The sequence below is a fragment of the Xylanibacter sp. genome (genome assembly GCF_057607445.1).
Genome location: NZ_DBLZAX010000009.1, coordinates 88,004 through 114,128, shown reverse-complemented (window position 1 = coordinate 114,128; position 26,125 = coordinate 88,004). Strand labels below are relative to the sequence as shown.

Here is a 26,125-nt window from a genome sequence, read left to right as displayed (position 1 = left end):
TAATGCTTAATTTTGCAAAAAAAATAAGTAATTGTATGAATAATAAGAAACTGATTTTGCCATTGTTGGCTTTGTGTGTTGGTTTGCCATTACACGCTCAAGAAGAAGATAAGGTCGACCTTACTCCGAAGGTGCACGGCACCATACGCGGAAAGTATGAATATCAGACGGAAGAAGGAGACGGACGTTTTCAAGTTAGAAACGCGCGTGTCAGTCTTGAAGGAAAAGTGGCAAAAGCTGTTGAATATAAAGCAGAGATCGACTTGTCGGATGAGGGACAGATAAAGATGCTTGATGCATATACAAAAATCAAGCCCGTTAGAGGATTTGATTTTACTATAGGACAGATGCGTGTGCCATTTACAATTGATGCCCATCGTTCTCCTCATCAGCAGTATTTTGCTAACCGATCTTTTATTGCTAAGCAGGTAGGTAATGTGCGTGATGTTGGTGCAACTTTAGGCTATTCGTTTAATGTCGGGATTCCAATTATTCTTCAGGCCGGAATGTTTAACGGCTCTGGATTAACGAATCAGAAGGATTTCTGGACAAACAATATTAATTTTTCAGCTAAGGCTCAAATCTTTATTCCTAATGGCTTTAATATTACTCTTAGTACGCAGAAAATCCGTCCTGACCATATTTCGGTTATGATGTATGATGCAGGTGCTTATTATCATGCACATGGCTGGCATATTGAGGCAGAATATCTTTTTAAGCATTATGAGGATAATGCCTTTAAGAACGTGCATGCATTTGATGCGTTTGTTAACTATGATATTCCGTTACGCAAGTGTTTCTTTACAAAGATTTCGCCACTTTTGCGTTATGATTATATGAGTGATCATAGTGATGGTATGCGGTATCTTGACGGTGAGGAGAATACAGAAGGATCATTGATGATAAACGACTATCAGCGCTCAAGAATTACTGGTGGACTTACCTTTAGTATAGCTAAGCCGTTTATTTCAGATATTCGTCTCAACTATGAGAAGTATTTCTATCGTTCTGGAGCTGTTGCTAAACCATCAGAACGTGATAAAATTGTAATTGAAGTAATGACAAGATTCTGATTAAATTTCTGATTTTATAGAATAAAATACATAGGATTGTTAGTGTACCGCGCAATAACACCATATGGTGTGTTGTGCGGTTTTTAAATTTATACGTATGCGATATTTATTGCTACTGATGCAGTATGATTTTTTGATATGTGCTTTTTTACCTTATGATATGTGGCGTTTTGCAGTATAAAACATGGTCTTTTGCATCTTAAAAAGCCATGTTTTGTAATGAACGTTATTTGTCGCTGATTATCAGTAATTTACGAATGTTCTTCAGGCCTTGTAATGAGGTATTTTAATAAAGATCAATTTTGGACTAAAGATATGCGTCTTTTCCTTTAGTTAAGTATTGCTCGTAAATAATGATGCAGATTGTAATAGTTTGGAAATGGCTGACAGCGCATAGGCAATGACTCAAAAATACATGTTCTTTTAAACAAAAAGAGCAAGTCTTTCAATATTAAAATGTAAAATCATTATATATTGACAGACTTGCCTTATGTTTAATTCTATTATGCCTGCAGCTCTTTCTTTAAGAATCGAGGAGTAAAGCCTTTCGTACTTTCTGCCACTTCTTCCGGTGTGCCTGTAGCCAATACTGTACCTCCGTTGCGTCCACCTTCTGGTCCCATATCTATTATATAGTCAGCCAGCTTTATTACGTCAAGGTTGTGCTCAATAATAATGACTGTGTTGCCGCGGTCGACTAGCTCCTGAAGTACGTTCATCAGTATGCGTATATCTTCAAAATGCAGACCTGTTGTTGGTTCATCAAGAATATACAGCGTCTTGCCCGTGTCACGTTTGCTCAATTCTGTTGCCAGTTTCACTCGTTGGCTTTCACCTCCGCTAAGCGTCGTTGAGGGCTGTCCGAGTTTAATGTACCCAAGTCCTACATCCTGTATTGTTTTTATTTTTCGTAAAATGTCAGGAATGTTTTCGAAGAATTCTACAGCCTGATTTATGGTCATGTCAAGTACGTCTGCTATGCTCTTGCCTTTATATCTCACTTCAAGAGTTTCCCTGTTGTATCGTTTTCCGTGGCATACTTCACATGGTACCATTATGTCCGGCAGAAATCTCATTTCTATTGTCTTATATCCGTTGCCGCCACAGGCTTCACATCTACCGCCTTTTACGTTAAATGAGAATCGGCCAGGCTTGTAGCCTCTTATCTTCGCTTCAGGAAGATTTACGAAAAGTGAGCGTATGTCACTAAACACACCTGTATATGTTGCCGGGTTTGAACGTGGTGTCCTTCCGAGCGGACTTTGGTCTACATTCACCACCTTATCTATATGCTCAATGCCTTCAATGCTCTTGTATGGCATCGGCTTTTTGAGCGAACGATAGAAGTGTTGGCTCAGTATAGGTTGCAACGTTTCATTAATTAATGTTGATTTGCCGCTTCCGCTCACTCCAGTAACGACAATGAGCTTGCCGAGAGGAAACTCGACATCAACATTCTTAAGGTTGTTTCCCGATGCACCTTTTAATATTATATATTTTCCGTTGCCTTTACGTCTTTCGGCAGGAACTTCTATTTTCATCTCTCCATTGAGATATTGGCTGGTAATGGTGTGCTGTTTCAGCATTTCATCAGGCTTACCCTGAAATACAACCTCTCCGCCTTTGCGTCCTGCCTTTGGACCTATGTCTACAATATAGTCTGCACTGAGCATCATGTCTTTGTCGTGTTCAACAACAATAACAGTATTGCCAAGGTCGCGTAGTTCTTTCAGTGATTTTATAAGTCTGTCATTATCACGTTGGTGCAATCCAATACTAGGTTCGTCCAATATGTAAAGTACGTTCACAAGTTGCGACCCGATTTGTGTTGCCAGTCTTATTCGCTGGCTCTCTCCACCGGAAAGCGTTGCTGATTGTCTATTGAGTGACAAATAGTCGAGTCCAACTTCAAGCATGAAGTCGATTCTTGTTATAATTTCTTTAATGATTTCCGAGGCAATTTTTGTTTGTCTTTCGTTCAGATGCCTTTTTGCTTCGATAAGCCATTCTTTGAGTTCACTTATGTCAAGGTTTGCTACTTCAGATATATTCTTGTCCCATATTTTGTATGAAAGCGACTCACGTTTAAGTCTTTGTCCGTTGCATTCAGGACATTGGCATACAGTCTGAAACTGATCGGCCCATTTTTGACCGCTTGCGCTATCGTCATTTTCGATGACATTGTGAAGATATTTTATAATGCCGTCGAAGTCAACGAAATAGTCGCTTGATGTATGGACAAGTTCTTTTCTTATGCGTACGGGTTCTAGTGAGCCATATAATATCTCGTTCATGGCTTCTTCTTGAATCTCATTTATTGGCGTGTTAAGGTCGCAGCCGTATTTCTCAAGAATTGCATCAATTTGCCAGAATATCATTTGGTTTTTATACTTTCCTAGCGGAATTATGCCTCCTTGTTTTATTGACAGCTTCATGTCCGGCATAATTTTGTTGATGTCAATTTCGTTTACATAGCCGAGCCCTTTGCAGCGCGGGCATGCGCCTTCGGGTGAGTTGAATGAGAATTTATTAGGGGCTGGATCTCCGTAGGACATACCTGTAGTGGGACACATTAGCCTTTTGCTGTAATATTTTGCTTCATTTGTGTCTTTTTCCATAATCATGAGCAGCCCATCGCCTTGCTTCATTGCTGCTGCAACGCTCTTTTTCAGCCGTTCGTCGTCTTTGTCCTGTACTTGCAGTTTGTCTATGACAACCTCGATGTTGTGGTTCTTGTACCTGTCAGTTTTCATTCCTCTGACAATTTCTTTCACCTCACCATCTACTCTGATATGCAAGTATCCTTTTTTGCGCATGCTTTCAAACAGTTCGCGATAGTGACCTTTACGGTTGCGTACAAGAGGAGCCAATATGAAAATCTTCTTTCCGTCGTATTTTGTATGGATCATCTTCAGCACGTCTTCTTCCGTATATTTCACCATTTCTTCACCCGTTGCATAACTGTATGCAATACCTGCACGTGCGTACAACAGGCGCAGATAGTCATATATTTCTGTTGTCGTTCCTACAGTAGATCTTGGGTTCTTGTTTGTAGTTTTCTGCTCGATGCTTATTACCGGACTTAATCCAGTAATTTTGTCAACGTCAGGACGCTCCATTCCGCCAAGGAAGTTGCGTGCATAGGCAGAAAACGTTTCGATATACCGTCTTTGGCCTTCTGCGTATATGGTGTCGAAGGCAAGTGATGACTTGCCTGAACCGCTAAGTCCGGTTATAACAGTAAGACTGTTACGCGGAATTTCTACGTTTATGTTTTTAAGATTGTGTACGCGTGCTCCCCACACGTTTATCTTTTCATCTTCTCTATCCATTTCTAATTTGACTCTTTGATGTACAATTCTGGATACTTTATTCTGTTGTTGATGTTCCTGATTCTTCTGTGTATCCACGTAACAAATTGACGTCTCTTCTTATATTAAATGTGCGTCCGTCAGCTCCTTTTGCTTTTACTAAAACAAAGTAGACACCCTGTTTTACGTCTTTCCCATTATATTTTCCGTCCCATCCTCCGGCTGGATCGTCCCATTCATACAGCTTTTGTCCCCAGCGGTTAAATATGTATGCATGGAATTCAATAATAGACTGATATCCGTCTTTGGCCTTATATATATCATTTATGCCGTCTCCGTTAGGTGAAAATGCATTTGGCATTTCTAGTTTGCTTTCGCTTATCGTAACGCGCATTGGTCCTATTTCATCCCAATATTCTTGAGTATATGCTATTGTGTCATTTCCATTGATGAAGGTTGCATATACTACGATATTGTGAGTGCCTGCTTTTGTAAAAGTATATTCAGTGTTTTCCTCATATCTTGTCAGATATGGTGTACTTTCTCCGTCAATGGTGAACCTCCATTCATAATTGGCACTATATTCACCTACATTTTGTGGATTAGCCTGAAAGCGCCCTACTAGTGGAGCATTTCCGGACATATTAGAGTTTTCCTCTTCTCCTTCATCAGTTACATAAGTGGCTGTAGGGCTGATTGTCGGTATTTCGTCGTAAGTGTCTGCCTTTATGTTTATGGCAGTTATGAGTGTTGCTACGCAACTGAATAAAAGTATGATTCTCATTTCTTCAAAATATATTTATGCAAATTTACGTAATAAAGTTGATTTAGACGCTCTTTTTTTGTATTTTTGCACACAAAAGTTTGGTAAGGCTTTGCACGGCATGGCCAATTATATATGTCTGCTTGGTAGTGGCATTGGTGTTTAGTCTTTATCAACATTGGGTTAAATAAGATACCAAATTAAATAAATATGAGGCATTTTTCACGATATATCGTGCTGTTTCTAGTTTTTTTTGCAGCATTCGATATGTTTGCACAAAACAAGGACGTGCAGGATATGCACAAGGTTAAACGTAGTGAAACAATTTTTGGAATTGCCCGTAAATATGGCATTACGGTGAGTGAACTTATTAAGGCTAATCCGGAAATGAATGATCCGAATTACGAGCTTAAAAAAGGTGATTATATCATTATACCAAAGTCTGGTAAGTCGGTAGCTTCTAAGTCTGTAAATACATCTGATAAGGCCATAAAGACATCATCAAAGTCTGTCAAAGTTGGAGTATTGTTGCCGCTGCACAATGTTGATGGTGATGGACGTCGTATGTTGGAATATTATCGTGGCCTGCTTATGGCTTGTGATGACTTGAAGAAGGAAGGATTGTCGATAGAAATTAATGCGTGCAATTTGCCGATAGATGGAAACGTTTATCAAACATTATCTACGGCAGGACTTAATAAGGCTGATGTTATTTTTGGACCGCTTTATACGAAACAGGTAAAGCCTATTGCTGATTTTGCCAAGGATAATGGGGCAAAGCTGGTTATACCATTTTCTATTAATGGCAATGATGTCGCATCAAATTCTAACATTTTTCAGGTTTATCAGTCTCCTGAATATTTTTATAATGAAGTTATTAAGCATTTCGTTTATCGTTTCAGTAACTATCATGTTGTTGTTATCGACTGTAACGACCGCACAAGTGATAAGGGGGTGTTTACATTCGGACTGCGTAAAGAACTTGAAGCTAGGAACATTTCATGTAATGTGACAAATTTGAATTCTAGCGATGCAATGTTTGCCAAATCATTCAGTGCAGTAAAACCAAATATGGTAATATTGAATACAGGACGTTCACCTGAACTAAATCAGGTTTTGGAAAGGTTGGATGCACTTACTGGTGAGCATCCTTCGTTGGCAGTTTCATTGTTTGGATATACAGAATGGCTAATGTATGTGAAATACAACCAGGAAAAGTTTTTTAAGTATGATACATATATCCCGACAGCAGCATATTACAACTCTTATTCAACCAAGGTAAAGACTTTGGAAAACAGATATATGCGTTGGTTTAAGAGCAGTATGATGGATTATCTGCCACGTTTTGCCCTTACTGGTTATGATCATGGCATGTTCTTCCTGCGTGGTATATATAACAATGGAAAGAAGTTTAATGGAAGTACTGCTGATAAAAATGCAGTACAAACACCATTGCATTTTACCAAACTTGGTTCTGGTGGATATCAGAATGCCGGCTTTATGTTTGTCCATTACAATCGTAATAATACGATATCACTTATCAATTTTTGACAGAAAAGATGCGTAGATTATTAATATCGGCTGTGTTTTCTTTGTTGGTGTCTGGAGCATATGCCCAGATAGGATTGTATCGTAATGATATGAGTATCGGTGTAAACGGAGGATATGTTTTGAGTAATGTCGGTTTTAATCCGAAAGTAAATCAGACATATCATGGAGGTTTTACCGGGGGCGTGTCTTTTAGATATGTTTGTGAAAAGTATTTCAGTACAATCTGTGCTTTGCAGGCGGAAGTCAACTTCGCCCAGATTGGATGGAAGGAGGAAATACTCGATGCAAATGACGCTCCGGTAATTAATCCTGTTACAGGTGTGGCTGAGCAATATAGCCGAACAATGAATTATGTGCAGATACCGATATTTGCTCATTTAGGGTGGGGAAGTGAGGATAAAGGCTTTCAGTTCTTTTTTCAAGCTGGTCCGCAGCTGGGTTTCTGTCTAAGTGAATCAACCAAGATGAATTTTAATTTTGAGGACATAAACCTTGATGATCGTGTTAACCATACGGTTGCTCAAGACACAATGGCTGTAGAGAATAAATTTGACTATGGTATAGCAGCCGGACTTGGAGTTGAGTATTCTCATCCTAAAGTTGGTCATTTCCAGTTGGAAGCACGTTATTATTATGGCCTGGGCAATATCTATGGTGATTCAAAGAAAGATTATTTTGGCAAGTCAAACTTTGGTAATATAATTGTTAAGCTTACTTATTTGTTTGATATTATTAGGACGAAGAAGTAGTTGATTGCTTTTGTCTTTAAAACAAGTAAGTCTTAATTGAAAATAAAAGAAGCGGCAGGTGAGAATCATTTCACCTGCCGCTTCTTATTTCTTGTTATTTATAATAGCGCCGATTATTTAGAATACTTTTCTATCATTGCTTGTGCTTGAACATGCCCCAGCTCTTTGGCCTTTTCTAAGTTTGACATTCCGTTGGCCTTATCTCCTTTATTTATCTGTGCTAACCCTAATATCAGATAACCGTCTGCATATTCAGGTGCAAGCTCAATACATTTTGTTGCAGTTTTTATAGCGTCATCCATCATGTTTACTCTTAGTTCCAATGATGCTTTTTCTGCATAATATGTTGGTTCTTTCGGGGCAAGCATAATAGCTGTTGATATATCTATCAAAGCTTGTTGGTAAAGTTTTGCTTTTACTTCTGCTTGTTCACGTATATAATAGAAATTAGCATTTACATTTCCGTTTACCAGAATTTCGTAGCGTGTGTAGTCAAAAACAGCTTGTCTGAAGCTGTCTGTCGTAATATAAGCTTCTGCACGTGCCAAGAAATACGGAGCTGCTTCTCTAAGTCTTAAAGTGTCTGTTGTTGTTATGGCACTGTCAAGCAGCGCTATAACCTCTTTCATTGGGGCTTTAAGCATTTGTTTGCATTGTGATGCGTTATAGAATAATTCCGGGTTTCTTATTGATGTCTTTGTCAGGTCCATAAACATGTCATAGGCTTTCTGATATTCGCCCTTTGCATATGTTATGAGTGCCTGTTGGTGCTGATATGATGGCTGAGGATTTATTGCATATGCTTTATTGATTTCCTCAAAAGCCTTGTCCAGATTCCAGGCCGCGTATGGTATGTCGCTTTTATAAACTTCTTTGTTGTATATTATTTTGCTGTAATTATAGTGAGCCTCATCTTTGTTTTCAACCTTCTTGATGGCCGTTTCCATTTCTTTTTCAGCACTTTCAAAGTCATTTGCGTCAAGATATATTTGTGCTTGAGCTGTATAGCCGTCAACAGAAGTAGGGTATTGGTTTATGAAATCGCTGACTATAGCCGCATGTTTTATTGAGTCATTCGCTTGTGCAGCCATCATGAGTGTCAGAAGAGCCTGGCTCTTGTCTGTCGGCAATGATGGAGGTATGCCTATCTTTTTCATGGTTTCATCTTCAACAGAAAGTCCTGTTGTCTGCAGTTCTGTAATAAACTTTGCGTCTGTTGCGTGTATGTCTGTTGATGTCGTAGACGGTTGCATTATTCCAATAACTTGTCCTTCAGAATTAACAAAAGGGCAGGCATTTGTGTTTTCCGGAACAGCAAGTGAGAATATATAATATGAGTATTTATCCATAAACGTTTCTACGTTTTTTACAGTTGCAGCTGTTATTGTCGGTGATTTTTCTGCATATGATACAAGCCATGCCTGTGAGCCAGAAGCAGATGCAGATTGTGCAACATTCAGTGGAATAGTTTTGCCGTTGACCTTAAATTTTGCAACGTCATATATATCATTGACGCCCATTATTCTTTCTACATTCATTTCGCGTCCTTTGCTGTCTGTAACAATAGCTTTAGATGCTCCAATAAATGGCTTAAGGTCACTTATTGCTTCACCATTATTGCCGACAAACACACCATGGCTTGTTGAAAGAACAGTTCCATCTGCGTTGTATGTTGTTAGTTTGAATACGGATTTTGCCGCATTTTTTACGGCTGAAGGCTGTGCTTTGCTGTTGCCGCATACACAAACTATGATTAATGTTAAAATAACTCCTATCTGTTTCATCGTTTATAATGTTTTTAATAATTCTTTGGCATTGTTTATGGCTGCATCAGAAATTTCAGAGCCACTGAGCATCTGTGCGATTTCTTTTGTGCGTTCGTCCTTGCTTAAAATGAGCATGCGACTGCTCGTGCCATGTTCTGTTTCTTCCTTAAACACTTTATAATGGGTGGTTCCTTTTGCTGCAATCTGTGGCAGGTGAGTAATGCTTATGACCTGACGGTTGGCTTTTCCCATTTCCTGCATTATATCACCCATCTTTTCTGCAATTTTCCCGCTAACTCCGGTGTCTATTTCATCGAATATTATTGTAGGCAGTTTCACAGCACCGCTTATCATTGCTTTAAGTGACAACATAACTCTTGCAATTTCACCTCCGGATGCAACCTGTGCAACAGGTTGTACAGGTGTGCTGGTATTGGCACTGAATAAGAATGATATCCGGTCGTGGCCATCCTCACTGATATTTTTGTTTTCGATTTTTATAGAGAATCTTACGTTAGGTATTCCTAAGGGTATGAGCCTGTTACGCATTTCCTGCTCAATCACTTTCGATGCTTTTGTCCTTATTTCTGTCAGTTCAGATGCTATGGCTTCACACTCCTTAAGTAAACGTGCTTCTTCTGATTTAAGCTTATCTAACTCTTCATCACTGTTGTCGATATTACTTATCTGTTTCTCCAGATTATTTTGTATATTAATGAGATCTGCAATATTGGACACATGATATTTTTGTTCAAGAGAATAGATTTTGTCGAGCTGACTGTTTATCTGTTCAAGTCTTGAGGGATCGAATTCGATATTGTCGGCTTCTGAATTTATTTCGTCTGATATATCTTTCAGTTCTATAAAACAGCTTTCCAACCTGTCTGAAATAGAACTGATTTCAGGATATATGTTTGTTATGCCGATAATGGAGCGCGATGCTTCCTTCACTTTATCAAGTACATTATTGTCTGATTCATATGAGTTTAGTGAAGTTCCGGCTGAATAGAGCGCTGTCTTTATCTCTTCTACGTGACTTAATTTTTCGCTTTCCCGCTCGAGCTCTTCCTGCATGCCGTCTTTCAGTTCTGCTTCTGTGAGCTCTTTTAGCTGAAAACGGATGTAGTCTTCATTTTTTTTATTTTCTTCAATTTCTTTGCATAGTCTGTCTACGGCTTTCTTTGCATCTTTATACGCATTGAAATGTTCCTTGTATTTTATAAGGAGTTCTCTGTCCTTGGCTATAATGTCGACTACGTTTAGCTGGAAATCTTCTTCGTTCAGCAAGAGGTTTTGATGCTGACTGTGTATGTCTATAAGCTGTTGTCCCAAAGTGCGCATTAGGTTTAATGCAACGGGGGTGTCATTAATGAAAGAACGTGTCTTTCCTGATGAGTTCAGTTCTCTTCTTAATATACAGTCGGTATCGTCAAAGTCGATATTGTTTTCTGTGAAAAAGTCCTGCATGTTATATCGGCTTATGTCGAAATGAGCCTCAATAACACATTTTGAACTATTTGATTTTATGCTTTTCACGTCTGCACGCTGTCCAAGAAGCAGATTTATAGCTCCTAAGATAATACTTTTTCCAGCTCCTGTTTCACCTGTAATGACCGAAAAGCCAGGATTGAAATGTATGTCGAGTGTATCAATCAGCGTAAAGTTCCTAATATATAACTGTTTCAGCATTTTATATTGAAATGAAATATATTATTTTTATTTTTTTATTTTCTCCCAATAACTGTTTTGCGAAGCATTTATAGAAAATAGAATCTCATAAACTGATTCTTTTTCTTTTTGTGTGCCTTTACCGTTATATATGTTTGCCAACTCATCTTTTTTGTAGTCCGTCCATATTTGCGGCAAGGTGCTCAAAGGTTTGTCTTCGTGTGCTTTTTTCAGATTTGTCTCGATTGTTGTTGTGATGTTTGTTCTTCCTCTTTCTACATTGTTGGCCATTTCGTCAAGGCCGCTGCGGTAATAGTCATATTGCAGCTGTCTGAAAGGTTTCATCGCTCCTTCCATGTAGTCATTAATGAATGCAAAGCGGTTTCTGTCATTCTCAAAAGCCTTCCATCCTGTAAAATTCAGATTCTGTGCATTATTTACAAGATTAAGGCATCTTTGCAGAATGTCCTCGCCACCCATAGGCGAGAAACTGTCAAGATTCATACCTATGATCAGATATGCGTAATAGGCAATAAGTGCTGTCAGTTGGTTGTCTATCTGTTCTTCGTTGAAGTTTAATTGATCAAACTGTGCAAATTCAAAGTTAAAGTCGCCGTCTTTATTATTATATAAGGTTGAATTATATGCTGAGTTGTATACTGGCCTGTTTGCTTGAATTAGTGCCGTACATGTAAATAAATTTGATGATGCGTCGTATTTCGTCACAGTTATATTGAAGTTGCATATTATTCTTTCATTTTTCTGAAACTGCAACGATGTCCATTGTTTGTCATTGATAAACTGTTCCAGGGTTTGCTGCAGATTGTCGAAGACACTTGCATCAGTGCCTTGAATCTGATTATGGTTTATTGTTACTTTAGCCAGCAACTCCTGAGCATTTGTGCCTGCTGTGACAAACAACCAACTTATTATAAGTAATAGCAACCTCATTTTGCCTGTTATGATTATGATCTGTTTTTTTCAGTGAAAAGTTTTGTTAATTCATCAATGATATCTACAGCAACGTACTTTTTGTTTTTCTTTTCAAATGTTTTTATTTCATTCTTTGTTATGATTTCAATTTGGTTATCATTGCTGCGGAATGTCGTTCCTTCATTGCGCGTTGAGTTTAATACGATAAAGTCGAGATTCTTCCTTTCCAGTTTACTTTTGGCATTAATTTCTTCATTGTTTGTTTCCAATGCGAAGCCAACCAAAATCTGTTCATCAGTCTTTATACGTCCTAGTTCTGCTGCAATGTCATTTGTTGGGCATAGCTGTATGTTAAGATTATCTTTTTCGCGCTTAATTTTATTTTCTGCGATAGATATAGGACGAAAGTCGGCTACAGCTGCACACAATATTGCGGCGTGGCAATCTTTAAACTCTGTGACGGCTGCATTATACATCTCGTTACAGCTTTCTACATTGATGCGTTTTATCTTTTTAGAGCATTCAATACCAACAGGTCCGCTTATTAATGTTACCTCAGCACCGCGTCTGCGGCATTCTTCAGCCATGGCAAATCCCATTTTCCCGCTAGAGTAGTTGCCGATAAATCTTACCGGGTCTATCTTCTCATAAGTCGGACCGGCTGTTATCATTATTTTTTTCCCCTTCAGCGTATCTTTGTTTTCATCAAAGAATTCATCAAGATATCTTACAATTTCTTCCGGCTCCTCCATTCTTCCCTTGCCTTCCAGACCGCTTGCAAGGAAACCGCTTTGCGGCTCAATGATGATATTGCCATATGACTGCAGACGCTTGATATTTTGTTGTGTTGAAGGGTGTGCGAACATGTCAAGGTCCATTGCCGGAGCGACAAACACAGGTGCTTTCATCGATAAGTATGTCGTTATAAGCATGTTGTCTGCTATTCCGTTGGCCATTTTTCCTATTGTACTTGCCGTGCATGGAGCAATCAGCATAGCATCGGCCCAAAGACCAATGTCAACGTGTGAGTTCCATGTGCCGTCACGTTGAGAGAAAAATTCGCTGATGACAGGCTTATGCGTAAGTGCTGATAATGTTATTGGTGTTATGAATTCCTTTCCTGCCGGAGTTATAACGGTCTGCACCTCAGCACCTTGTTTTATAAGTCCTCTGATTATGAGGCATGCTTTATATGCTGCAATACTGCCTGTTATGCCAAGTACAATTTTCTTACCTTTCAACATGTTGTCTTTATATATGATATTGTGTTATTTTATTTCTTACCCTAGAGTTTATCGCTTGTTGAATTCTCTTAGGCGTATTCGTGTAAGCACTTGCTTGGTGTTGTATGTGAAGTCGCTGCTGAGCATCCAGCTGAAATATCCCGGGTCGCGGTTTAGTACTTCTGCAACACTCCATCCTTTGTATTTGCCAAAATTGAAAACTTCCTGCATACGTGGATTGCCGTCAGAATCTGTAAGGACATTTCCGTTGGCATCCTTCATTTCTTTCCAAATGATACGTCCTGCGAAATCAACGTTATTGTTGAGCTTTGAGAATTCTGCAAGCTCGTTCATGTCGTTGTTTAGCTGACGTTCAGGCTCTTCCTGTTTTCCGGGGGCATACATGTCGAGCTCTCCTTGCAGCACTCTGTAGGTAGCCTCAGTATCCTGATCAGCTTTATGAGCCACAAAGTCGTCTTCCATCTTTCTGCCGCAATAGAATTTATATGCTGCTGCCAGATTTCGGCGTTCCATCTTGTGGAATATTGTCTGAACGTCAATCAGATTACATTTTGAAAAGTCAAAGTCGATGCCTGCGCGCAGAAATTCCTCGGCAAGCATAGGCACGTCAAAATGGTTTGAGTTGAATCCGGCAAAGTCACATCCTTGAAACTTGTTTGCCAAATCTGTTGCAAGCATCTTGAATGTAGGAGCATTTGCTACGTCTGCATCTGTAATGCCTGTAATGTCCACAACTTCCTGCGGAATACTTCTTTCGGGGTTTACAAACTGGTTTGAGCGTTCCTCCTTACCGTCAGGATATACCTTAATATAAGAAATCTGTATAATCCTGTCTTTAACAAGATCAAGCCCTGTTGTCTCCAGGTCGAAGACAATCAGGGGCTTTGTAAGATTTAATTTCATTCTTCTGATTAATCGTTTAATAACATTGGCATGATAAGCATCAGTATATCTTCATTTTCAGGCTGTTCTGCCGGAAGTATCAGGCAGGGGCGACTTGGGTCTGCCAACTTTAATACAACCTCTTCACAGTCAAGATGGCTTAATATTTCCATCAGTGAAGTACCCTTGAAGCCGATGTCCATTATGTTGCCGTTGTAGTCGCATACAATCTCTTCTTGTGCGCTTGTGTAGAAGTCAACATCCTCTGATGATATAACTACTTTGCCCATTTCGATATGCAGTCTTATCTGTTGGCTGCTGTCGCTTGCGAATGGTAGGACACGCTTTAAAACTCCTATAAGTACAAGTCTGTCTATCGTAAGCTGGTTAGGATTGTCTTGTGGTATTACGGAGTTGTAGTTCGGGTAGCGTCCTTCAATCAGGCGGCAAGATAACGTTCCGTCTGAGAATATGATGTTTGCATTGCGGTCATCAAATCTGATTATTATGTCATCATCATTTTTCTGCAGCACATTTTTTAATAATGTTGCAGGTTTCTTGGGCAAGATGAATGACAGCGTATTGTCTGACTTTATGTTCTTGCTCTTTGTCTTTACGAGTTTATGTCCGTCGCTGGCAACTATTGCCAATGTGTCTTGGCTCAGGTCGAAAAAGATACCATTCATCACCGGGCGCAGCTCTTCGTTGGCGGTTGCGAATATCGAGCGTGAAATATCGTTGTTAAGTGTTTTAGAGTCGATTATTATTGACGTCGCATTTTCGGGGAGTGACTGGAACTTTGGAAACTCTTCACCGCTCTGTCCTGTAAAGTTGTATACACCATTCTGATATATCACCTTTATTGCAAATGTCGTCATGTCCACATCCAGTGTCAGTGGCTGTTCCGGCAGCTCCTTTACGGCATCTAAAATGGTTTGGTTGTTGACTGCGAACACACCGCTGTCACATGTTTCGTCGAGTTGTATGTTCGTTGTCATAATGTTTTCGCTGTCTGATGCAGTTATTGTCAGATGATTGCCGTTTACCTCAAATAAGTAGCAATCCAATATAGGCAATGAATTTTTACTGCTGAACACTTTTGATAAAGCCGATAGGCGGCTGGCTAAAGCCGTGCTTGATATTGTAAGTCTCATTATTTAATATTATTATTCGTTTTATCTGCGTAATTAATAGGACACAAAAATACAAAAAAGCAAACTCTAAAACAAAAAAAACGTGTAAAAATTTCTTTATTTACGAGTATTTTAGTAATTTCGCAATTCAAAAAATAGAAACAAATAATATATAAAGAAATGGAGATTGAAGGAAAAATTATAGTTGTTCTTCCTGCAAGAGAAGGCGTTTCTGCCAGAGGAACACAGTGGAAATCACAAGACTATGTAATAGAGACTCATGAGGCTTATCCAAAGAAATGTTGCTTCAATGTTTTCGGTGCAGACAAGATACAAATGTTCAATATTCAGAGTGGTGAGGAATTGCGTGTAAGTTTTGATATTGATGCGCGCGAATATCAGGGTAAATGGTTCAATTCTTTGCGTGCTTGGAAAGTGGAGCGTATTGATCCGAATGCAGCTGCTGCACAAATGAATGCTACACAGGGAATGCCTTATACAGCTCCGGTTGCTGCGCCTCAGGCTCCAGTATCAGCAGAAACTCAGCCGGCTTCAGAGGCTGCTCCTTTCCCGCCGCAGCAAGAAGGTGAGAGTGAAGATGATTTACCGTTCTAATTATATAACGGGTAAGGTGCATTTATGTTTATTGTGATTATATCTGTTTCAGATTCATTGATCAATAAACATGGGTGAGGTTAAGAACTTTATATCCGGGGATTTAGGTTAGTGATTATTTATGAATGTAATCAACTTATTTGTTCTGTCCGGAATTAGATATTAAACGATAGGCATGGCATAAAATTTTATGTCATGCTTTTTGTTTTTATATAATGTCCTTTTTGTAAGGATATTTTGTCGTGTATTGTTGCTTTAAATGAATTTTGACGCTCTCAGATTTAATTATTTGTAATTGAGTCTTGTGTTTTGGACAAAAAGTAGTAAAATGTTATAATTTCAGTAATACGCTGATTGATAGGGCTTTATGCCGTTTAGACCATCTATTGATACTCCTTTTTATGCTAAAATCAATGCTTTAGCATTGCAAACTCAGTGGTTTTAGCTTGCAATTTGCCTGATTTTATAGCTCATAATCATTGTTTTATTCTCATAAATGGGTTGATTTTTTATGCTTAAATTCGAATAGTGTAAATAAAGGTTAATTAATCGTGTGCATGTACAAGGTAAATTTAGAATTTATTACATATTGATTTTCTAGATTGGAAAATATTTTTGTCCTGATTTTTTACTCTGAAATTGAAAGAGATTTGTTGTTGATAATCATATATTAACTGATTCTGTTTTTATCGTATACTAAATGCCATAAAGTGTGGTCTTGGTACGCAAATGTGAAGATTTTCTGATGTGTAAGAGTATTGTGTGTTGTGTTTAAACAAAAAGAATGCTGGATTTAAGAAATAAATCCAGCATTCTTTTTTCATGTATATTAAGCATTCAGTTGCTTGATAACGTTATTATGTGCAACTTATTCTTTTATGTTAGGTTCTTCAAGTCCGAAGCCTTTCTTCTTGTCGAAAGCTTTAAGGGCGAAGCTTAGAATCAATGCCAGTACTCCTAATGATGCGAATATAAGCATCGGAACCAAGTAGCCGCCTGTAGCTTTCAGAGTCATACCTATTATAAGGGGAACGAAACATAGACCTATATTCTGTATCCAGAAAATAAGAGAGTATGCACTTCCTAAAATTACCGGGTCTATAATCTTCGGGACACTTGGCCATAATGCTGCGGGAACCAAAGAGAACGAAACGCCGAGAATTACTATAATGAGAAGTGCGAACCATTCGTTAGGATAGATTGGCAACAAGAATGCAAAGCTGAGGTGGCATGCTATCATTATAAGTGAACCGAGCATAAGCATTGTTGCGCCTTTTCCCTTGTGGTCAAGGAATGAACCAAGCACAGGAGTCAGTATCATTGCGAGAATCGGGAACCATCTGAACAAATCTGCTGCAGCTTCTTTTTCAATGTGCAGTGTTACTTCAAGATAGTTTGTTGCATATCTTTGGAACGGGAAGATTGCAGAATAGTAAAGTACACACAGTAATGCTACAATCCAGAACATCTTGCTGCTGAATATACGTCCGAGGTCGCTTACTTTAAATTCTTCAGTTGGTTCGTCTGAATTAGCCTCTCCAAGCTGTTTGTCCAGTTTTGCGTCCATTACGGAGAACACAATAAAGTTGATAAGGCCGATAATCAAAAGAACGGTACAGAATGCTATTGGTGCCACAACAGAGTTGTCGAACTGTGTAGCAATTTTAGGTGAAACAGAGAATACAGCAAACACGCCAAGACGTGCAATTGCCATTTCAAGTCCCATTGCCAAGGCCATTTCTTTGCCCTTGAACCATTTTGCTATTGCTTTTGACACTGTTATACCTGCCATCTCACAGCCACAGCCGAACACCATGAAACCAAATGATGCCATTTTGGCACTTCCGGGCAGTGTTGTCCACCATGAGTCAAGCCAGCTGCACATGGCTGTTGCCTGGAACCAGTCACTTACACCAATATATTTTATAGAGGCGCCTATAACCATTAATGATGTTGACAATATACCAGTGAATCTTATTCCGCACTTATCGAGGATGATACCTGCAAGGATAAGAAAACCACACACGTTAAGGATGTATTCCGAAGCGGCGTATGTTCCGAAAACTCCACTGTCCCAGCCTCTTTCTGATTCGATCAGCGACTGTAATGGCGACATTACGTCAACAAACATATAGGCAAAAAACATTGCCAATGCTATTAACACCAAAGCTGTCCAGCGCGCTGCGGCTGAATCATTCAGCTTTCTTTGAATTGCTTCTGTCATTGTTTTCTTTTATTTTTACTGTTAATTATTTCGGTGTTTAAATTATTTCAGCCAGCGGTCAAGCCAGTTGAAGAAAGTTCTTTGCCAAAGTACGCCATTTTGTGGCTTCAGCACCCAGTGGTTTTCATCGGGGAAAAGCAGAAGCTCAGCAGGAATACCTCTCATGCGAGCAGCATTAAATGCACCCATACCTTGGTTCGCATTGATGCGGTAGTCTTTTTCTCCGTGAATACACAATATTGGTGTGTCCCATTTGTCTACAAACTTGTGTGGTGAGTTGGCATATGTTCTCTTTGCATTTTCTGTCATGTCCTTGTTCCAGAATGCATCATCATACTCCCAGTTGCTGAACCAAGCTTCTTCTGTATCAGTGTACATTGATTCTAGATTGAAAGCACCGTCATGAGCGATAAAACACTTGAAACGCTTGTTGTGATGTCCGGCAAGATAATATACGCTGAAGCCTCCGAAGCTTGCACCAACAGCACCGAGACGATCCTTGTCTACGAACGGGAGATTCTTGCATGCATCATCAATTGCACTTAGATAGTCATTCATGCACTGGCCGGTCCAGTCGCCTGAAATTTCCTCATTCCATTCACTGCCGAAGCCTGGCAGACCTCTTCTGTTCGGAGCTATTACAACATAACCGTTGGCCGCCATTATCTGCATGTTCCATCGGTAGCTCCAAAATTGTGAAACAGGGCTTTGCGGACCGCCTTCGCAGAACAGTAGGGTAGGATACTTCTTTGTTGCATCGAAGTGTGCCGGAAGTATGATCCAATACATCATGTCTTTGCCGTCTGTTGTCTTTGTCCAGCGCTGCTGAATTTTGCCAAATGTCATTTGATCATACAGGTGCTTATTTTCAAATGTTATTTGTTCAACTTTTGCTGTCTTTTCTTTTTTGCCAGGAGTTACTATGTATAACTCAGATGCTTGAGACATGCTGTGTCTCTCTGCTAGCAGTTTTTTGCCGTCATTAAGCATCTGAACTGAGCCATAATCATTCCAACCGTCTGTAAGTTGCATTACATTGCCCTTAAGATTGGTCTGATATATGTTCTCACAACCATGCCAAATGCCGAGGAAATATAAAGTTTTTGAATCTGCAGACCAGCAGAAATCATCGACATTAGAGTCGAATGACTCTGTTGTATATGTCTTTTCCCCAGTTTTTAAGTTATAGACGCAAAGTCTGTTGCGGTCGCTTTCATATCCGTTGCGTGCCATGCTCAACCATGCGACATATTGGCCATTGGGAGAGAATTTGGGATTTACGTCATATCCAGGGTTGTTTTTAAGATTTTCTTCAGAGTTAACTGCCTGGTTTTTCATAGACTTTGTCATGTTGATTTCAGGCTCTTTGTAATTTGCGGGCTTGCAAATATTTACAGTCTGTTTAGACTCTATATTATAAAGGTATATATCTGTGTCAGTTGAAATTGCATAATTTATTCCGGTCTTCTTTCTTGAAGTATATGCAATTGTTTTTGAGTCAGTGCTCCATGCTAGCTGCTCTGCACCTCCGAAAGGCTTAACAGGACATTCGTATGGTTCACCTTTCATTATATCAGTGCCTTCTCCAATGCCGTTTGACGTTACTTCAGCTAGATAAGGGTGGGGGATAGATTCAACATATTCATCCCAGTGTCTGTAATTCATATCTGTGATGACTCTTCCTGTTGTTAAAGGTAAGTCTTCCGGCTTTTCTTTTATAATTCCATGGTAAGGGATTTGTTTGATAAGTATAACATACTTTTCGTCAGGAGAAAATTTAAATCCGTCAATACCTGTTTTGTCGTTTGTAAGTTGCTTTCTGCCGCTTCCGTCAGGATTCATTTCCCATATTTGGCCGTCACATAAAAAAGCAATTTTCTGACCGTCTTTTATCCATACTGCATCCGTCTCACTTTTTGCAGACGTAGTCAGCATTTTGTTATTCTTTCCATCAGAATCCATAATGTAGATTACCTGATGGCCTTTGTTTTGTTTTACACTGTAATAACCTACTTGGTAGATAATGTGTTTTCCATCTGGCGAGGCCTGTGCAGTGCCGATTCGACCCATTGCCCACAGAGCCTCTGGTGTCATTAGATCACTTTGTAAGGTGATGTTACTTTTACCGATGAAGCTCGCATTTTCTTGTGCGTTAACCGAACTACAACAAATTGAAAGTGCGGTTGCTAAGATTGTTGCTTTGTTCATAAATTTAGTGTTTTTAGAATATAGGGGCATACTTTTGCATGCCCCTATTAATTTATAAATGTGTTTTTTCCTATTTTCTCATTTTGTCTTGTGCCTCGCGTTGGCGTTTTAACTCCTCTGCCTGTTTTTGCATGGCTTCGAGTCTTGCCGCCAAGCCGCTCATCTTTTTAGGATTATTCTTGTTTTCCTGATATCTTGCTTCAAGAATACTCAACAATTTTTCATCGTTTGTAGTCTTGCGCAAAGTCCACATGATGGCAGCACTGAAGAACAAAGATACAAAGTAATAGAAGTTAAGGCCTGATGAATAGTCGTTGAACATGAAGAAGAACATAACTGGCATAAGATAAGTCATCCATTGCATCATCTTCATTTGTTCAGCCTGAGCTCCGACCATCTGGTCTTTCTGCTGACGTATTGTCATTATTGAATACAAAACGTTTGCTACACAGAATAGAATACATGTTAAACTCAGGTGATCACCTATGAGCCATATGTTGTTATGCCATTCGATTATCGGATCGTATGTTGACAAGTCACTTATCCATAAGAAACTTTCACCACGTAGCTGTATCGCATTGGGGACAAAGTTGAACATGGCAATCCAGATAGGCATCTGTATTAACATTGGGAGACAGCCGCTTAATGGACTTACACCATATTTGGCGTATAGTGCCATCATTGCCTGCTGCTTCTGCATCTGGTCTTCAGGCTTGTTGTATTGTTTGGTCGCTTCTTCAAGTTTTGGTTTTAAAACTCTCATCTTTGCTGAAGACATGTAGCTCTTCTTGACCAAAGGATAAGTTATTACCTTAAGTAAAAGGGTGATCAATATAAGGACAATACCCATATTGATGTTCAAGCCTGTAAGCCAGTCGAACACGTATAAGGTGAACCAACGGTTAATTATACGGAACAAAGGCCATCCAAGATATACCAAGCGGTGAAGCTCTAAATCTTTGTTGAATGTGCTTTCTTTTTCAATCTTTTGCAACAGTCTGAAGTCGTTGGGACCATAATAGAATTCAAGTTCAGTTGAATTATTGCCTGTTGGGTCAAATGATGTCTTGACCTTTGCACCATATTGTTTCAGGTAGCCAGAACCTTTTTCCTGTGGAATGCTTGTCATTAATGAGTTTGTTCCCAAGTCGTCCTTTGCAATCATTACTGCACTGAAGAACTGGTTCTTGAAGGCAACCCAGTCGATGGCGTCTTCTATTTTCTCATCAACCTTTTCACTTGTCTCGCTAATATAGTCAGTACCTCCATCCGTGAAATGATAAGTAAGGGATGCATACCGGTTTTCAAAGGTAAAACCCTTTTCTTGTTGGCGGCAGTGGTCTGTCCATTCGATGTCAAGTTTGTTGTAGTTTGGTGAGAAAAGTCCGCTCATTCCATTTGCTTTTAAAGAGAAATGTAGCAGATAGTTCTTGCCAAGCTTATAATTCATTACTAAGGATCTTCCATTAGAGCCAACAGCAGTCATTGTAACTGTTGAGTCTGTAATGTTTGAAGGTGTAAAGTATAGATCGCTTGTTATGATATTTGTTTCTTTACCTTCAAGCATGAATTTTAAAGACTGATCTTTACTGTCAAAAAGAGTAAGGTCTTTATTGCCCTTGTTATCTTTAAAGTCCTTTATTACAGCTTTTTCAACAGTACCGCCTTTTGTGCTGAGTGTGAGCTCTAATTTTGAATTCTTCAAAATAATGTTTTGAGCTTTACCGCTTAACGACTTATAGAAAACAGCTGTAGTATCTGCATTTACATTATTTTGTGCATTCTGATTAGAGGCTTGTGCCTCAGCGTTACGGCTTTCTTCGGCTTTTTTCTTTGCAAGAGCTGTTATCGAGTCTTGCATACGTTGTTTGGCAATATCTTCTTCAGATGGTTGAGTATACCAGCTGAAGCCGATTAGCAGAGCAGCGATGAGAACAAAGCCAATGATTGTATTCTTATCCATCTTTTGTTTCTCTCTATGGTGTTATTTTTATTCTTTTACCTTTTAATAATATATCAATTTTTGCTTTTTTTGTTCTCTATAGCCTTTTTGATAAAATCAAGGAACAGCGGATGTGGATGAAGTACTGTGCTTGAATATTCCGGATGGAATTGTGTGCCGATATACCATTTCAATCCTGGTATTTCAACTATTTCAATCAGATTGCTTTCAGGATTACGGCCAACACACTTCATTCCGGCTCTTTCGTATTCTTGTTCGAAATCGTTATTAAATTCATAACGATGACGATGACGCTCCTGGATATATTCTTTCTTATAGATATCGAATACGCGTGAGCCTTGTTTCAAAATACACTCATAAGCACCAAGTCGCATCGTGCCGCCCATGTTTGTGATGTTCTTCTGGTCTTCCATAATATCAATGACATTATGTTCTGTCTTCTCGTCCATCTCTCGACTGTTGGCATCTTCGTATCCAAGGACATTACGTGCAAATTCAATTACCATCATTTGCATACCCAGACATATACCGAATGTTGGAATGTCATGTGTACGTGTGTAATGTGCGGCGACAATCTTTCCTTCTATTCCTCTTTGACCGAATCCCGGGCAAATAACAATGCCGTCCATATCTTTAAGCTTTTCGGCAACATTGTCTTCTGTAATCTTTTCGCTGTTTATGAATGTCGTTTTGACTTTGTAATCGTTATATGTTCCTGCCTGTGACAGACTCTCCAGGATACTCTTGTATGCATCCTGCAGGTCATATTTTCCAACAAGTCCGATATTTACGATTTCTGTTGCTTTATGTCTACGTTCCAAGAATGAACGCCATGGACCTAATGTCGGTGTTTCACCAACAGGTTCACCCATTTTGCGCAATATCGTTTCGTCAAGCTTTTGTTCCTGCATCCTTACCGGAACTTCGTATATTGTCGGCATGTCGACACTTTGTACTACTGCGTCAGCGTCAACATTACAGAAGTTTGCAACTTTCTTTCTGATATTGTCGTTTATTGGATGCTCGGTTCTTAACACAAGGATATCCGGCTGGATACCAACGCTTTGCAGCTCTTTGACTGAGTGCTGAGTCGGCTTTGTCTTTAATTCTTTGGCTGCAGCCAAATAAGGAATATAAGTAAGATGGACACAAAGAGCCCTCTTGCCAAGTTCCCATTTTAGCTGTCTGATACTTTCTAAGAAAGGCAAGCCTTCAATATCTCCTACTGTACCTCCGATTTCTGTAATTACGAAGTCATAGTTGTTCTTCTTGCCAAGCAACATTACGTTGCGCTTTATTTCATCTGTGATATGGGGGATTACCTGTATTGTCTTTCCCAAATAGTCGCCACGGCGCTCTTTGTCTATGACGGCCTTATATATACGGCCTGTTGTAAGGTTATTGGCTTTGGTTGTCTGAATACCGGTAAAACGTTCGTAATGTCCGAGGTCAAGGTCTGCCTCGTGGCCATCCACTGTTACATAACATTCGCCATGTTCATAAGGGTTCAGCGTACCCGGGTCAATGTTGATGTATGGGTCGAACTTTTGGATTGTGATGTTGTATCCTCTGGCCTGAAGAAGTTTGCCTATTGATGACGATATTATTCCTTTTCCAAGAGAGGAAGCTACACCGCCGGTAACGAATATATACTTTGTCTCTGCCACGATTATAATATTTTGGTTATTTATTAATACTAATATACAAGGTGCAAAATTAAGAAAAAATGCTGATATGCCAAAATTATAATCTCTTAATTTTAATAGTTTCGTGTGTGTTGAAAAAAACAGCCATTAATGTTCTGTTTTTGAATATTAATACTAACTTTGCACGCAAAAAGTGCTAAAAGTATGAAACATAAGCAAATATTGATATTAATAATCTTGGAGTTCTTCTGTGCGGTGTCTTGTTTCGGAGCGCCTATTAAGCATCATAATGGCCGAAACATAAGCAGAGATTCTTTCATCGTAGCTTCGTATATTGATTCGCTTAAAGCGTGTAAAGTCCATATGGATTCTTTAATGTATGCAGCTGATACTTTGGATGATGATGCAGGATCTGATGCCCGCTTTTTCCGCGTTTTTGCTCCTCTGACATTTTATTATTCTGTAGCTGGTCATACTTTTAGCATTAATGATAAGTACAAGGGTGTTGATGATGTGAGCAGCGCTATTGATGATGCGTTGATGTCTGTTTATGTTAATCATCCGGAATATGTCGTAAATACGGAAAGTGACTTAAGCAAAATAGGCTCTTTGCATGAAGAGATAACTTCGCCAATACGTCATAAGGTTGATTATTCTAGGGAAGAGGCTTCCGCACCGGACGTAAGCCTTGACGCTCCTGTTGAAATTGTCATAGAGAAACCGAACTTTTGGACTTTTGGCGGTGACTACTATTTGCAGTTCCTGCAAAATTATGTCTCCAGTAACTGGTATAAAGGTGGCGAAAGCAATTATTCAATGGTTGCAAGTACCACGCTACAAGCGAATTACAATAATAAACAAAAGGTTAAGTTCGAAAATAAACTTGAGCTTAAATTAGGATTCCAAACCTCAAGCGGAGACACCCTGCATAACTTTAAGACTACAGAGGACCTTATAAGATATACGGGTAAATTGGGACTTCAGGCAAGCAAGAATTGGTATTATACATTGCAGCTTATCGCATATACCCAGTTTATGCGTGGCTATAAGAGCAACGATCCTGAGGTATATTCAGATATTTTATCGCCGTTGAATATAAACTTATCTTTGGGTATGAGCTATTCGGTAAACGCTTTTAACGGAAAACTAACAGGATCTTTGCAGATGGCTCCTATTGCATACAACTTCAGATATGTCGGACGAAAATCGCTTGCAACAAGATATGGACTAGAGGAAGGTTCGCATACAATGAATGATGTGGGTTCTGAATGTACGATAGATTTGACATGGGCTTTTTCGGATTTGATTAAATGGAAGACCCGTCTTTATGGTTATACGACTTATGAACGAACTGAAGTAGAATGGGAAAACACTTTTACATTCCAGTTTAATAAATATATCTCGACAAATATCTTCATATATCCGAGATTTGACGACGGATCGTCAGTGCGCCATGATGACTATGGATATTGGCAGTTTAAAGAATATGCCTCAATAGGTTTTGCATATTCATTTTGATGTGAATAAGGTTAGTGATGAATATTCTTATGATATAATGGTAATAAAAAAGGGAGCTCAATGCTCCCTTTTTATTTATTTTGCTTCTTCCATTGTGCCTTCTACATATAAGCGCACAATTTCATTCTTTGCGTTAGACTTTATTGTGATTGATTTCTTAAAATGTCCAGGAAATTTGCCTTTGCCGTTGTATGTCACTGTCACTGTTCCCTTTCCGCCGGGAGCTATTGGAGCTTTAGTGTATGATGGAACTGTGCATCCACAGCTGGCCATTGCTTGGTTTATTACGAGTGGGGCGTCTCCCACGTTGGTAAAGTTAAATGTACACTTTTGTACGGGATTACTTTCTGAAAATTTGCCGAAATTATAAGTTTGCTTGTCAAACTTAATTTCTGCCGTCTTTTGTGCTGCTGCATTGCTTATGCAAAGTATCAGCAACATTGAAATGAATAGGATCTTTTTCATTTTTATTCGGTTAAAATAATTTTTTGCAGCAAATTTACATCTTTTTTTTATAAAATATATAATCGATGATTTATTTTGTGTTAATTAATTATGATTTGATTGTAAGATTATATTCAAATTCGTTTTGTAATATAATTTTGTCAAACGGGGTAGTTGGCTGCATGTTTTATGGGCATGCCATTTCGTGCCTGTTTTTATCAGTTCTAGGATAAAGGGGAAATATCTTTAATTATTTTGGTTTAGAATGGTTGTGTGATTATTCGTTTTAGCCTTAATTTGTAAATTGTATTTTTGTGTCTGGTATGGTAAAATTTTATTACTGATTTTGTGCTGTTATTTTGCAAAAAGTTTTCTCTAAAATAGAAAAAGCATCGTAACATAAATTAAATGTTGATGGACGTTCTTCGTGTTTT

18 protein-coding genes are annotated in these 26,125 nt (G+C 39.0%); 5 read left to right on the top strand and 13 right to left on the bottom strand.

Annotation, left to right across the window (positions count from 1 at the left end; all coding sequences use genetic code 11):
* Positions 1-35 precede the first annotated feature (35 nt).
* Entirely contained in the window at positions 36-1,073 is a 1,038-nt protein-coding gene (locus ACZMIG_RS08620; RefSeq protein WP_021854622.1) for a porin, read from the top strand.
* 503 nt (positions 1,074-1,576) lie between these two features.
* Here ACZMIG_RS08620 and uvrA read toward each other — a convergent pair.
* Entirely contained in the window at positions 1,577-4,405 is a 2,829-nt protein-coding gene (gene uvrA, locus ACZMIG_RS08615) for an excinuclease ABC subunit UvrA (RefSeq protein WP_302697577.1), read from the bottom strand.
* Between the two features lie 37 nt (positions 4,406-4,442).
* The gene (locus ACZMIG_RS08610) at positions 4,443-5,168 is read right to left on the bottom strand and encodes a T9SS type B sorting domain-containing protein (RefSeq protein ID WP_021854620.1); all 726 of its coding nucleotides are present in this window, start codon (positions 5,166-5,168) and stop codon (positions 4,443-4,445) included.
* Positions 5,169-5,357: 189 nt separating this feature from the next.
* On the opposite strand from ACZMIG_RS08610, the gene ACZMIG_RS08605 reads away from it, so the two are divergent.
* Both ACZMIG_RS08605 and ACZMIG_RS08600 read left to right on the top strand, forming a co-directional pair.
* Positions 5,358-6,698 (top strand): LysM peptidoglycan-binding domain-containing protein, encoded by a 1,341-nt coding sequence (locus ACZMIG_RS08605; RefSeq protein ID WP_288949177.1) that lies wholly within the window; start codon positions 5,358-5,360, stop codon positions 6,696-6,698.
* A gap of 8 nt (positions 6,699-6,706) precedes the next feature.
* A complete protein-coding gene (locus ACZMIG_RS08600) occupies positions 6,707-7,447 on the top strand; it encodes a porin family protein (RefSeq protein ID WP_418874510.1) in 741 nt (246 codons plus the stop codon).
* Positions 7,448-7,560: 113 nt separating this feature from the next.
* Here the strand turns inward: ACZMIG_RS08600 and ACZMIG_RS08595 are convergent, their stop codons facing one another.
* The 6 genes from ACZMIG_RS08595 to dnaN are packed head-to-tail and all read right to left on the bottom strand — an operon-like array spanning position 7,561 to position 15,094.
* Entirely contained in the window at positions 7,561-9,231 is a 1,671-nt protein-coding gene (locus tag ACZMIG_RS08595) for a tetratricopeptide repeat protein (RefSeq protein WP_487889425.1), read from the bottom strand.
* 3 nt (positions 9,232-9,234) lie between these two features.
* Positions 9,235-10,902 carry a DNA repair protein RecN gene (gene recN / locus ACZMIG_RS08590; protein WP_125104398.1) on the bottom strand — a complete coding sequence of 556 codons (1,668 nt, stop codon included), beginning with the start codon at positions 10,900-10,902 and terminating at the stop codon, positions 9,235-9,237.
* Between the two features lie 27 nt (positions 10,903-10,929).
* Complete coding sequence (gene porD, locus ACZMIG_RS08585) at positions 10,930-11,832, bottom strand: type IX secretion system protein PorD (RefSeq protein ID WP_486998205.1); 903 nt, start codon at positions 11,830-11,832, stop codon at positions 10,930-10,932.
* A gap of 14 nt (positions 11,833-11,846) precedes the next feature.
* Positions 11,847-13,058, bottom strand: a complete 1,212-nt coding sequence (gene coaBC / locus ACZMIG_RS08580; protein WP_302432782.1) for a bifunctional phosphopantothenoylcysteine decarboxylase/phosphopantothenate--cysteine ligase CoaBC — start codon at positions 13,056-13,058, stop codon at positions 11,847-11,849.
* 48 nt (positions 13,059-13,106) lie between these two features.
* Positions 13,107-13,961, bottom strand: a complete 855-nt coding sequence (locus tag ACZMIG_RS08575) for a 3'-5' exonuclease (protein ID WP_053398100.1) — start codon at positions 13,959-13,961, stop codon at positions 13,107-13,109.
* Positions 13,962-13,969: 8 nt separating this feature from the next.
* Entirely contained in the window at positions 13,970-15,094 is a 1,125-nt protein-coding gene (gene dnaN / locus ACZMIG_RS08570) for a DNA polymerase III subunit beta (RefSeq protein WP_487889424.1), read from the bottom strand.
* A 159-nt stretch (positions 15,095-15,253) separates the two neighbouring features.
* On the opposite strand from dnaN, the gene ACZMIG_RS08565 reads away from it, so the two are divergent.
* Entirely contained in the window at positions 15,254-15,688 is a 435-nt protein-coding gene (locus ACZMIG_RS08565; protein WP_302023231.1) for a DUF3127 domain-containing protein, read from the top strand.
* An 868-nt stretch (positions 15,689-16,556) separates the two neighbouring features.
* Here ACZMIG_RS08565 and ACZMIG_RS08560 read toward each other — a convergent pair.
* From ACZMIG_RS08560 to pyrG, 4 genes are all read right to left on the bottom strand, one after another.
* Positions 16,557-17,912: an MFS transporter gene (locus ACZMIG_RS08560; RefSeq protein ID WP_021854610.1), complete on the bottom strand. Its 1,356-nt coding sequence runs from the start codon at positions 17,910-17,912 to the stop codon at positions 16,557-16,559.
* Between the two features lie 42 nt (positions 17,913-17,954).
* Positions 17,955-20,120, bottom strand: a complete 2,166-nt coding sequence (gene dpp5 / locus ACZMIG_RS08555) for a dipeptidyl-peptidase Dpp5 (protein ID WP_302023232.1) — start codon at positions 20,118-20,120, stop codon at positions 17,955-17,957.
* A gap of 70 nt (positions 20,121-20,190) precedes the next feature.
* Positions 20,191-22,083 (bottom strand): membrane protein insertase YidC, encoded by a 1,893-nt coding sequence (yidC, locus tag ACZMIG_RS08550; RefSeq protein ID WP_053398103.1) that lies wholly within the window; start codon positions 22,081-22,083, stop codon positions 20,191-20,193.
* A gap of 53 nt (positions 22,084-22,136) precedes the next feature.
* Positions 22,137-23,750: a CTP synthase gene (gene pyrG, locus ACZMIG_RS08545; RefSeq protein WP_021854607.1), complete on the bottom strand. Its 1,614-nt coding sequence runs from the start codon at positions 23,748-23,750 to the stop codon at positions 22,137-22,139.
* 183 nt (positions 23,751-23,933) lie between these two features.
* Here pyrG and ACZMIG_RS08540 point away from each other — a divergent pair, with 183 nt between their 5' ends.
* Positions 23,934-25,247 carry a DUF3078 domain-containing protein gene (locus ACZMIG_RS08540; RefSeq protein WP_021854606.1) on the top strand — a complete coding sequence of 438 codons (1,314 nt, stop codon included), beginning with the start codon at positions 23,934-23,936 and terminating at the stop codon, positions 25,245-25,247.
* 75 nt (positions 25,248-25,322) lie between these two features.
* On the opposite strand, the gene ACZMIG_RS08535 is transcribed toward ACZMIG_RS08540, so the two are convergent.
* Positions 25,323-25,712 carry a DUF1573 domain-containing protein gene (locus ACZMIG_RS08535; RefSeq protein WP_053398104.1) on the bottom strand — a complete coding sequence of 130 codons (390 nt, stop codon included), beginning with the start codon at positions 25,710-25,712 and terminating at the stop codon, positions 25,323-25,325.
* Positions 25,713-26,125: the final 413 nt, after the last annotated feature.

Excerpts from the sequence above, each read along its gene's own strand:
- ACZMIG_RS08560 (WP_021854610.1), bottom strand. The coding sequence starts at position 17,912 with ATGACAGAAGCAATTCAAAGAAAGCTGAATGATTCAGCCGCAGCGCGC.
- ACZMIG_RS08610 (WP_021854620.1), bottom strand. The coding sequence starts at position 5,168 with ATGAGAATCATACTTTTATTCAGTTGCGTAGCAACACTCATAACTGCC.
- dpp5 (WP_302023232.1), bottom strand. The coding sequence starts at position 20,120 with ATGAACAAAGCAACAATCTTAGCAACCGCACTTTCAATTTGTTGTAGT.
- coaBC (WP_302432782.1), bottom strand. The coding sequence starts at position 13,058 with ATGTTGAAAGGTAAGAAAATTGTACTTGGCATAACAGGCAGTATTGCA.
- ACZMIG_RS08575 (WP_053398100.1), bottom strand. The coding sequence starts at position 13,961 with ATGAAATTAAATCTTACAAAGCCCCTGATTGTCTTCGACCTGGAGACA.
- uvrA (WP_302697577.1), bottom strand. The coding sequence starts at position 4,405 with ATGGATAGAGAAGATGAAAAGATAAACGTGTGGGGAGCACGCGTACAC.
- ACZMIG_RS08540 (WP_021854606.1), top strand. The coding sequence starts at position 23,934 with ATGAAACATAAGCAAATATTGATATTAATAATCTTGGAGTTCTTCTGT.
- porD (WP_486998205.1), bottom strand. The coding sequence starts at position 11,832 with ATGAGGTTGCTATTACTTATAATAAGTTGGTTGTTTGTCACAGCAGGC.
- recN (WP_125104398.1), bottom strand. The coding sequence starts at position 10,902 with ATGCTGAAACAGTTATATATTAGGAACTTTACGCTGATTGATACACTC.
- ACZMIG_RS08595 (WP_487889425.1), bottom strand. The coding sequence starts at position 9,231 with ATGAAACAGATAGGAGTTATTTTAACATTAATCATAGTTTGTGTATGC.
- ACZMIG_RS08535 (WP_053398104.1), bottom strand. The coding sequence starts at position 25,712 with ATGAAAAAGATCCTATTCATTTCAATGTTGCTGATACTTTGCATAAGC.
- ACZMIG_RS08605 (WP_288949177.1), top strand. The coding sequence starts at position 5,358 with ATGAGGCATTTTTCACGATATATCGTGCTGTTTCTAGTTTTTTTTGCA.
- ACZMIG_RS08620 (WP_021854622.1), top strand. The coding sequence starts at position 36 with ATGAATAATAAGAAACTGATTTTGCCATTGTTGGCTTTGTGTGTTGGT.
- dnaN (WP_487889424.1), bottom strand. The coding sequence starts at position 15,094 with ATGAGACTTACAATATCAAGCACGGCTTTAGCCAGCCGCCTATCGGCT.
- ACZMIG_RS08565 (WP_302023231.1), top strand. The coding sequence starts at position 15,254 with ATGGAGATTGAAGGAAAAATTATAGTTGTTCTTCCTGCAAGAGAAGGC.
- yidC (WP_053398103.1), bottom strand. The coding sequence starts at position 22,083 with ATGGATAAGAATACAATCATTGGCTTTGTTCTCATCGCTGCTCTGCTA.
- ACZMIG_RS08600 (WP_418874510.1), top strand. The coding sequence starts at position 6,707 with ATGCGTAGATTATTAATATCGGCTGTGTTTTCTTTGTTGGTGTCTGGA.